Here is a 9,884-nt window from a genome sequence, read left to right as displayed (position 1 = left end):
TGCCTAGGCGTCCACCTAGGCCCTCACGGTTGCGCCCGGTGTCCGGTCAAATTGGGGGCCACTCCAGAAACTGAGGAGCGCAGGCGGCTCCAATCCGAGGCGTCGCGCGGAGCCAGTCAGATTGCACTGCAAGAGGCCATGCGCTGACTTGGAGGCCCCGAGCCCGTTCGAAAAAGGAGTGCGGTCCCGTAGGTCGATTAGGGGCTCGACGTACAAGACCGGGGGCTCACACTCCAGAAGCGACTTCGAGCACAATCTCGTCGAGGTAAGCTGCAATGCGCAGTATGGCTGCCGTATCAGACCCTTCTACGCGGAAACCGATTGCTTCACCGCGCTCGTACAACAACCGAAGCACGGATTCCGCGCGCAGAGCAGCCTCACGCTCAGACGACGCACGCACGATGCGCTTGCAATCGTAGGTGACAACCGTGACCGTATGAAGGTCCGGCACAATCATGACCGGCCTCAATCGCTACTAAAACAGTAACGCTTTCGAGGCTGAGAAGTTCGAGTAACGCGGTGCCGGCGGACCGACGTGGACCTGTCGCAGAGAAACCGCGATAACTCCAATCCTCGCTAAGGCTCTTTCAAAACCTCCCTGGGCAACTCGCCTAAACTGCCACGAGTGCCCAGAGAGGCCACAATCGGTTTAAGCAGCTTTGCGGCCACGCCCCCTGTCCTGCTCGGTCTCAGTCTGAGCGCCCGCTCTTCCAAGACCGATCGCCTTGGCAAGCTTCGAACGCTGAGCCGCGTAGCTGGCTGCGACCATCGGATAGTCGCTCGGCAGGCCATAGCGCTGGCGATAGCTGTGGGGGTCAAGCCCATGGCCGGTGAGGTGGCGCTTGAGCGTCTTGTAGGGCTTGCCGTCGATGAAGCTGATCAGCGCATCCGGCGTGATTGATTTGCGGACCTGAGCCGGCGTCGCCTTCTCCACCTGCTCCTCGGCAGCAGCCTGCGAAGCCCCGCTGGTGAGACCATTCAGCGCCGCGTGAACGTTGCTGATGAGAGCCGGAAGATCTGCCACAGGCACAGAGTTGTTCGACACATAGGCTGCAATGATGCCGGCGGAGAGTTCGATGGTTTCAGGCTGTGTGCCCTGAAATAGGTCGGTCATTTTCTTTTCCGATTTGGTTAATTCCAGGCGGACTAATTCGCTATTTTAAGATTATGATCAAGAGGGTTCGCTGGAATTATTTGTCACGGCCGAAGACCGACTCCGGAATATCTTTTACTGTACACAGCGTTAGATCGGGTGGCACCAGCGGTTAAGCTCTTGTCGCCGCCCTCACTGGTTCGACCGATACGATGGGGTTTGTTGACAATGGTCGAGCCGGCAGTGTCGTCACATGGAGGCTCAAGCTAAGGCGTCACCAGCGAGAAGTGGGAAGGTCACTAGCAACCGGCTTGCCTTAGTTCGGGCTCGACCGATGAGCAGGAAACGCCACCATGCGAAACACGCATATGATTGCGTTTGCTACTTCCGTGCTTCTCGTAGGCCCAACTCCAACGTGGGCGCATGTTACTCGTCACGGCGCGCGATGATCCCGCCGGGGAACATGGTGCTGAAGGTCGCACCCAGCACTACGATGATGGAGTCGATGCGTCAGAGCAAGCTGAACCAACGAGATAAATGAGATGGGGAGGCAAGATAAGCTTGAGCGTGGCATACCGATCGAGGCGCTGGCCGGAACCGTAGAGCGTGTCACCTTCCACAATGCCGAGACGGGCTTCTGTGTGCTGAAGGTGCAGACGCGCGGCAAACGCGACCTTGTGCCGGTGATCGGCCATGCTCCGGCTATCGGCGCGGGCGAGTGGATCACCGCCACCGGCATCTGGTTCTCTGACCGTCAGCACGGGCTTCAATTCAAGGCTGACACTCTTAAGGCGGCACCCCCGACCGGGGTTGAGGGCATCGAGAAGTACCTCGCCTCCGGCTACATGCGCGGCATCGGTCCAGCCATGGCCAAGCGCATCGTGGCGCTGTTTGGCGAGGCCACCTTCGAGATCATCGAGGCCGAGCCTGAGCGGCTGAAGGAGGTCGGCGGTATCGGCCCGAAGCGCGCGGAGCGTATCGTGCGCGGCTGGGCTGAGCAGAAGGCGGTGCGGGAGATCATGATCTTCCTGCACGCGCACGGCGTAGGTACCGCGCGGGCGGTGCGCATCTTCAAGACCTACGGCCACGAGTCGATCAAAGTCATGACCGAAGACCCGTACCGGCTCGCGCGCGACATCCGCGGCATCGGCTTTCGCACGGCGGATGCCATCGCGATGAAGCTTGGGCTGGAGAAGGAGGCACCGCAGCGGCTGCGGGCCGGCGTCTCCTTCGCACTCCAGACCGCCATGGACGAGGGCCATTGCGGCTTGCCCACCGAGCGCCTCGCCGTGCTCGCGCAGAAGTTGTTGGAGGTCGATGCGGACCTGATCCGTGTCGCCATCGCGTTGGAGTTGCGCGGCGAGGAGGTGGTCGCCGACACGGTGGACGGCGAGACCTGCGTCTTCCTCAAAGGGCTGCACGCGTCCGAGCGCATCATTGCCGAGCGGCTGATCGCGCGCGCAACTGGTACGCCGCCCTGGCCGGAGATCGACCTCGACAAGGCGCGGCCCTGGGTCGAGCAGAAGACCGGCAAGACACTCTCGCCCTCACAGGTCGAGGCCGTGCGGCTGATGCTCGGCTCGAAGCTCTGCATCATCACGGGTGGACCGGGCGTGGGCAAGACCAGCACCCTCGACTCGGTGCTGCGCATCTTGAAGGCCAAAGGCGTGCACGTGCTGCTCGCCGCCCCCACAGGTCGCGCCGCCAAGCGCATGACCGAGCAGACGGGGCTGGAGGCCAAGACCATCCACCGGCTGCTGGAGATCGACCCAAAGCACGGTGGCTTCACGCGCAACGAGGAGAACCCGCTCGATTGCGATCTGCTCGTCATTGACGAGACCTCGATGGTGGACGTGCCGCTGATGAACGCGCTGCTGAAGGCCGTGCCGCAGCGATCTGGGTTACTGCTTGTCGGCGACGTGGATCAGCTACCCTCGGTCGGACCGGGGCAGGTCTTAGCCGACGTGATCGCGTCCGAGCGCGTGCCCGTGGCGCGGCTGACCGAGGTGTTCCGGCAGGCAGCCGAGAGCCGGATCATCGTCAACGCGCACCGGATCAACCACGGTCAGATGCCCGAGAAGCCTCGTCCGGGCGAGAAGGCCGACTTCTACCTGATCGAGATCGACGACCCCGAGATCGGCGTTGCCAAGCTGATCGAGGTGGTCACGAACCGCATTCCGCGCACCTTCGGTCTCGACCCTGTGCGCGACGTGCAGGTCCTCACGCCGATGCTGCGAGGCTCACTCGGCTCCCGCAACCTGAACCACGAACTCCAGCGCGTGCTTAACCCGAACCCGCCGGCCCAGGTCGAACGCTTCGGCTGGCGCTTTGCGCCGGGTGACCGGGTGATGGAGACGCAGAACGACTACGACCGGGAGGTCTTTAACGGCGATCTCGGCATGGTCACCGGCATCGATGACGAGGAAGAGGCGGTGATCGTCACCTTTGACGGCCGCGAGGTGATCTACCCGTTCGGCGAACTCGACACGCTCGTGCCGGCCTTCGCTACGACGATCCACAAGAGCCAGGGCTCGGAGTACCCGGCTGTGGTGATCCCGATTGTGACGCAGCACTTCAACATGCTGGCTCGGAACCTGCTCTACACGGGGGTCACGCGGGGCAAGCAGCTTGTGGTGCTGATCGGCCAACGTAAGGCGATCGGCATGGCCGTCCGGAGCGGTCAGACGAAACGTCGTTGGACGAAGCTGCGGGAGTGGCTGACCGTCCGATAGGTTAGGTCCACCAGCGCTATTCTACATCATTCATCAACCCGGATGCGGCCCCATGCGGCGGCGGTCGTGCTCGATGGCAAAGATGTGCGCGTACAGGTGGGCAACCCAGCGACGGCCCTCGACGGTGAGATCGAGGAAACGGATCGCATCGCCGATCACAGGCTCAACCTTCGACCAGAAAAACGTCGGATAGCGCTCGGCGAGGTCGGCCGATGTCAGGTAGCCAAGCTGCTCGTTGAGCCCGGCCTCGGCAAACTCGTGGAAGAGCGCGTTCAGTTTGCGCGGGTACAGCGGGTCACCAAGCTGCCCGATCAGGTCTGCCGCCCGCATCAAACCCGCTTCTGTTGCTGTCTCGGTGTGGTCGCAGTCGTCAGGCACCGGGAAGCGGGTGAGTTCGATAGCGCGGACCACGCGCGTGGCATCGACGATGTCATGGCTGCCGAAACGCTCCCCCACGGCGATCTTCGAGCGTTCAACATGGTAGGGCGTGAGAGCCGCGTCAGAGGCTCCTCGGGGTAGACCCATCATGGTCCCACTTGCATCGATGACGAACTGCCCGTTACGGTCGCCGCGACAGATGCCGCGCACGTAGCCGATGTCGTGATACAGCGCCGCTAGGATCGCGTGCAGCCAATCCTCGGGTGTGATGCCCTGAGAGATGAAGCGCCCTCGTAGGATGTCCTGAGTAACGAGAGTTACCAGCGCCGTATGGTAAGCGTCGTGGTAGAGAGCATCGCTGCCGACGATCCGCTCGATGGTAAGGCGAGCCGCCTCCTCAATGATCTCGCCAAAGCGCGGCTCGCGGCTTCCGAAGGTGCGCCGGTAGTTGAGCGAGAGATGTTCGCCGAGAGCGTTTGCCAGGAGCTTGGTTGGGTCGAGCATGCTCTGCTCCGTCGGCGCACAAAATTTTCGGCGGGACAGCCGGCGGTTCTGCGATCCTACTCGTACGCGCCACCATCCTCGATGGGTTCGCGCGCAATCAGATCAGCGCTCTCGTCCGCCCCAGACGTTTGGGCGGTCAGTACCTCGGGTGCCTTAGACTTAGCGACCGGAGTCGAAGCCGCATCCTTGGCGCTCCATCGCAATTTGCCCAGCCCGAGTGAGCGAGCAAGCTCCGCGCGATGAGCCGAGTAGCCAGCCGCGACCATTGGATAATCTGATGGCAGGCCCCATTTTGCCCTGTAACTCTCTGGCGTAAGCCCCCGTCCTAACAGGTGGCGTCGAAGGGTCTTGTAGCGCTTGCCGTCCTCAAAGCTGACAAGGTAGTCGGACGTGATCGAGCGCTTAATCGCAGCCGATGTCAGCGTTTGAACCGCCTCAACCTTGTCCGGAACCTCTGTCGTCAGTTCGACAAGCTTGCCGTGCACAGTCTGGATCAGGCTCGGCAAGTCTATAGACTGAACCTGATTACGGCTCAGGTAGGATGTGACAATCTCAGCAGTTCGAACCAAACGATCGTACTGCTCAGCTTCTACTGTCATAAGAAATCTTTCCGATGATGATTGGCCGCGACTGACATAGCGGCGCAACCATCATCGGCAAGCTCACCAGCACGCGCGGGGCAGTCGCTTCTTCCAACCCTCACCTCGGCGCAACTCAGGCTGGCGTGAAGTGCGCTCGCGCCGATCCGAGCGCGGCTGCTGTAGGTGCGTAGGATTGCTCGGAGTCAGCTTTGGTGCTTGAGCAGTGTCAATGCGATCGGTCGCGCTGACTGCCGGCGCTGCGGACACGCTCTCTGCTGTCGGCCTCACCGCCGAGGCTCGGCGTTTACGCTTGCCACCGGTCCGATGCGATCTGGTCGTAGCAGCGTCAGATTCCGCTGGCTCCTCCCGTGGCTCCGGCTCGCTCAGCACGAAGATCGGTGTGATGGCGGGCAGAACGCGGCGCGTCTGCTCAGCGACCTTCGCAGGCTGATGCACGACCTCGGCTTGCTGTTTAGGTTTGTCCGCAACCGAGGGAGCCACATCGTGAAGCGGCAAACCCTTCCAGAGATCTCTGCTGGGCGGAGTGCGGCCGAATGCATGGGCGAGGGTAGATGCGGATGAGGTACGGGTACGTTTGATTTCGACCACAACGGGTCGCGCGCTACGGCGCTTCATTGATCAATCCTGAGAACTGGAAGCTGTTGGTTTCCGGCGCAGCAACGGTGCGCGGCTTAGCTCTGCTACGAACAGGGTTCCGTGTCGAGAGTGGAGCGCAATGGGGTTAAAGAGTGCTTACCCGATCCCCGCCGCTACCAACCCGAGCTACAGAGGCAGCATAGCTGACGGTAGGGAGCCAGGGACACAGGTCGCAGCCTGCGCCCCTTCACCCAATTGGTTATGCGGCCAGCCGCTTCGGCGCTGCTTCGGCGCTCAACTTCTCGAATGTGGCGTTCACCAGCCGGATCTTGCGCTCATCCAGCTTCTGGGCAGCCTTCGGCAGGAGGCGAACATCGGTGACGCCGGCTTTCAGCATTTTTTCCCGCCAGTATTTGGCCAGGGACCGTTCGGCGTCCGTCATCGCGCCCTCCTCGTCGATGCAACGCACCGGCTTATCCTCGACGACACCCGGCACCTTCTCGATGGTGCCGCCGAGGCGGCCCTTCAGGTACTCAGCCTGCTTGCGCGAGAAGACGTAAACCACGGCCGGCTCGGCTGAGGAGAAGTCGCGCAGCACGCAACGCATCACGAACTGGTACATGGCGTTGAACTCGCGCCATTCCGTCAGTTCGGCAGCCGTCATGCCGCAGACCTCGCGTAGCGAGCCAACCTCAAACTGGCTCGGCTTCATCGCGGCAAGCCACGCCACACGCTTGTAGTGCTGGAGATCGTTGCGGCCATGCGCCTTCGGGCTGATGAAGTCGCGCTGGTCGAGCTTAGCCTTCCCGCGCAGCTTCTCGTTGGCGGTCCAGAGCACCGGCTCGCCGGCTGCGTCCTGCTTGATCCACGCGGTCACGGATTCGAGCGGTAGGTCGCCTTCATGGAACCGGGTGATTGAACTGTCGCGGTGATCCGAGAAGTACCGGATCGTCACTCGATCTGCCGTGGGCACGAGGCGCTTGCGGCGCTCAAACGTGATCGGCTCGAAAGTCACACCCCACTTCTCAGTCCAGGCTCTGACCGTGACCGCCTTCATCGCCTCGTCCCCGAGCAGGCGCACGCTGCTGAAATGGCAGAGGTTCAGCGGCGAGGTGACGGCGAAAAACTCCAGCCGGCCGCCCTCGGCTGGGTTGTCCCACGCCTTCTGCTTCACCCAGACGTGGGTGTTCGGCTTGCTCAGCAGCACGCACAGACCATGGTGGACCTTGTCGTAGTCGTCTACGTCCGTGGTGCGGGCGAGTTCACGGCCAGCACCGGTCGAGCCTAGGCTGTAGCAGCCGCCATCCTCCGCCTCGACGTGCACGTAACGGCGCAGCACCTCAGCGTGGTTCTTCGCGTCGATTCGGAAAGTGGTGAAGCAGTCTGGCACCTCGTCGAAGATGACCTCGCAGTCCCCCCAGGCTGACCAATCCATCATCGCCGCGCCGGCCTGGGTCACGAACACGATGGCGGGGCGTCCCGCCGGCTCCTTGTCGAGATCCTTCCGGATGGCGGCCAACTGGACCGGCACTCGGCATTCCTGCTTTTCGCTGTGCGCCTCCTCGATCCGGAAGCGCATCGCGGTCCAGCGGCCGGCGATCTCGAAGAACTCCTGCTTGCGCTGCTCGATGGTGGCGATCTTGTCCACGACGTAGACGTAGCGGCCCTTCGCCCGTGCCATGCGGGTGAGTTCGTCGCGCGTCTTGCCTTCGCCGCACTCCCCTTCCTTGACCTGTACCGTCAAACCGCTCTCATCCCGTTCAAGGAGCGGGTTCCACTCACGGGCGTCCTCGTCCTCCTCGACGGGCAGGCTCATGAGCCAGTCGATCAGGTCCGCCGCCTTCTGTTCACCGTGCTGGCGGATGAAGTAGCCGCCGGCTGTGGCGTCGATCTGCCGGAGGATCTGATCCACCTCACCGTAGCTGAGCGCGCCGGCGGTCTTTGCCCACACCATGCCGAGCAGCGAACGCATCGTCTCGAAGTGGCTCCTGTTGGTGATCCGCTCGCGGTAGAAGCCTGCCCAGGCTTGGTTGAAGACGGTCGGGTTGTCGATGACCATCTCGGGCCGAGCAGTCCGATCGGCCCGGCGCTGCTTCATGGCCGCGACCTGCTCCGGAGTCGGCTCGATGCGGGCCTCGGGTGTCTGCTTCTGGGCGACGTACTTGGTCCAGATGCAGGGGTAGTGCTGCTCAAGCTGATGCTGCTCGGCGAGCGCCGCATCGACGGTGAGCGGCAAGCCGCGCAGGTGCTCCGTGACGGTCGTGTTGTGCGGCGGCGCGAACACGAAATCGCCGGGATCGTAGATCGAGAGGTCTGCCTGCTGACCGAAGGCGACGCGGTTCAGCAACACCGCGATTCGCAGCATCTCGACACGGGTGAGGTCCCGGTCCGTGTCGATGACGACCCGGAACTTCGGCTTCTCGGCCGTGTGGCTGAAACTCGTGTACATGAAGTAGGTGAGGCCCCGAGCATCCAGGGCTGCGGCGACGCTTTGCATGGAGACGGTGGGCCGACCGGTGTCAGCATTATCCACGTCGGCGTAGAACAGGCTCAGCGTCGGGTTCTCGGCGGCTCCGTTGCGCCAGCAGCCGAAGCGGGTGAAGGAATGCCCGGTCTGTCGGCTCGTGAAGATGCGCTCGTTGGGCATGTAGAGGGTCGGCACCCAGCCGTAGCTCTCCAGCTTGTTGGCCTGGAGCAGGGGATAGCGCAGCCCGTTCAGGACGTGATCGCGAACGGCGGCGAACGAGGGCAGTTCGTCGAGACCGGTGATCGCTACCATGTCGAGGCGTCGAGTTCCAGTCTGAGCGGAGGTATAGGTGCGCGTGAGATCGCTCACGGCGTAAACGCGAGAAGTCATTGAGAAATGTCTTTCTAAAAATGGGTTATTGCGTCTCGCAACGAGACTTAACCAAAATGCCCGCACAGGCACTTGTCTGTCCATATTTATCTCACGATATCTCACGTGAACTAACTTGAGCTTGGTCTGAACGGCTGAGCGTGAGATTCGCGGGCTGCCGATGTGGCCTGCGCCCGGATGCCGTTCCGGGCCTGAGAGCATTCAGGATTCGACCGCACCACGCGACAGATTCGGTCACTCGCCGGGTCCCATCGATAGAGCCTGCCTGAAAATCCAGGCTGAGCATTCGTAATTTTAATTTTGACGTTCGGCCGCGCCTCCATCTACGAAGAGATCGTTAGACACAGGCGAACTGGCAGCAAGTGTTTCAGGCCAAATTCGCTCAATTTGAGGAATTAATATTATGACCGTTGTTAAGAAGAAGCGCCGCCGTCTCTCCTCCGTCGTCCGGATTGACGAGCATGGGAAGCGGGAGAGTACCTGGGTCGAGAAGACCGCCTTCACGACCAGCATGGTGGCTCCGATCACCTGGGCTGGTCAGCCGGCGGAGCTACACTTCTGGAACTACAGGAAGGGCGCTCCCGTCAATCAAGACGCAACCAAGTTGTTCGCCCGAGTTGGCTTCGTGATCCGTGGTCCGATCCTGATCCGAACCGGCGACGCCATGTTCTTCGGCGTGAAAACGCGGGGCACCAAATCGCAGGTCGAGCGCACGTTGGAGGGTCTGGGCCTCAATGAAGCACCTGTCATCGTTGCGGCGCGTGACTGTTGGCCCCATCAGAACGTTTACACGCGCGATCCGAACGACGCGTTCGCGATCCGGATGCGTCTGCCCTGACAGGAGGAAGGGGCGAGATCGGAGTTAAATCTCGCCCCTTCATTCACTTAATCCCTTCGAGGCGTCCCACTCCTCCGTCGTGGCCCGCCTATCGGCATCGCTGGCCTGCTCTGAGCCCTGGCGGGCACCTCGCAGTCCGACGCTCGCCGACGCCTTCTCCTCCACCTTCGTCACGAACTCGACCGACCACCCGAATCCCGATCGCCTTCAAGACCAGCGGTGCGATCGTGTCGGCCTGACTGTCTGGCGCGCCCGTGGGTGGGAACTGTCGGGGCGGATCGTGGCGGGGACGTTCAGGAGGACG

General features: G+C 62.2%; 7 protein-coding genes. 2 read left to right on the top strand and 5 right to left on the bottom strand.

The genetic code is table 11. The features are described 5' to 3' along the window. Positions 1-226 precede the first annotated feature (226 nt). Together F6X53_RS31220 and F6X53_RS31215 are read right to left on the bottom strand one after the other, a co-directional pair. Positions 227-457, bottom strand: coding sequence for a hypothetical protein (locus F6X53_RS31220; RefSeq protein WP_151005694.1), 231 nt, complete (start codon positions 455-457; stop codon positions 227-229). Between the two features lie 192 nt (positions 458-649). Then, positions 650-1,114 (bottom strand): Ros/MucR family transcriptional regulator, encoded by a 465-nt coding sequence (locus tag F6X53_RS31215; protein WP_151005692.1) that lies wholly within the window; start codon positions 1,112-1,114, stop codon positions 650-652. 521 nt (positions 1,115-1,635) lie between these two features. Here F6X53_RS31215 and recD2 point away from each other — a divergent pair. Further along, complete coding sequence (recD2, locus tag F6X53_RS31210) at positions 1,636-3,825, top strand: SF1B family DNA helicase RecD2 (RefSeq protein WP_151005689.1); 2,190 nt, start codon at positions 1,636-1,638, stop codon at positions 3,823-3,825. 33 nt (positions 3,826-3,858) lie between these two features. Here the strand turns inward: recD2 and F6X53_RS31205 are convergent, their stop codons facing one another. The 3 genes from F6X53_RS31205 to F6X53_RS31195 all read right to left on the bottom strand — a co-directional run bounded on the left by F6X53_RS31205 (position 3,859) and on the right by F6X53_RS31195 (position 8,664). Then, a complete protein-coding gene (locus F6X53_RS31205) occupies positions 3,859-4,707 on the bottom strand; it encodes a metal-dependent phosphohydrolase (RefSeq protein WP_151005687.1) in 849 nt (282 codons plus the stop codon). Between the two features lie 56 nt (positions 4,708-4,763). Then, positions 4,764-5,354: a Ros/MucR family transcriptional regulator gene (locus F6X53_RS31200; RefSeq protein ID WP_238298089.1), complete on the bottom strand. Its 591-nt coding sequence runs from the start codon at positions 5,352-5,354 to the stop codon at positions 4,764-4,766. Positions 5,355-6,144: 790 nt separating this feature from the next. Further along, entirely contained in the window at positions 6,145-8,664 is a 2,520-nt protein-coding gene (locus F6X53_RS31195; protein WP_151005686.1) for a hypothetical protein, read from the bottom strand. A 481-nt stretch (positions 8,665-9,145) separates the two neighbouring features. On the opposite strand from F6X53_RS31195, the gene F6X53_RS31190 reads away from it, so the two are divergent. Continuing rightward, entirely contained in the window at positions 9,146-9,580 is a 435-nt protein-coding gene (locus F6X53_RS31190; protein WP_151005684.1) for a hypothetical protein, read from the top strand. Positions 9,581-9,884: the final 304 nt, after the last annotated feature.

This window comes from Methylobacterium soli (assembly GCF_008806385.1).
GTDB lineage: Bacteria > Pseudomonadota > Alphaproteobacteria > Rhizobiales > Beijerinckiaceae > Methylobacterium > Methylobacterium soli.
The sequence above is the reverse complement of the archived record's forward strand: the minus strand, read 5'-3'. Positions and strand labels throughout refer to the sequence as shown.

Coding starts and splice junctions, on each gene's coding strand:
- F6X53_RS31215 (WP_151005692.1), bottom strand. CDS start 1,114: ATGACCGACCTATTTCAGGGCACACAGCCTGAAACCATCGAACTCTCC.
- recD2 (WP_151005689.1), top strand. CDS start 1,636: ATGGGGAGGCAAGATAAGCTTGAGCGTGGCATACCGATCGAGGCGCTG.
- F6X53_RS31190 (WP_151005684.1), top strand. CDS start 9,146: ATGACCGTTGTTAAGAAGAAGCGCCGCCGTCTCTCCTCCGTCGTCCGG.
- F6X53_RS31220 (WP_151005694.1), bottom strand. CDS start 457: ATGATTGTGCCGGACCTTCATACGGTCACGGTTGTCACCTACGATTGC.
- F6X53_RS31205 (WP_151005687.1), bottom strand. CDS start 4,707: ATGCTCGACCCAACCAAGCTCCTGGCAAACGCTCTCGGCGAACATCTC.
- F6X53_RS31195 (WP_151005686.1), bottom strand. CDS start 8,664: ATGGTAGCGATCACCGGTCTCGACGAACTGCCCTCGTTCGCCGCCGTT.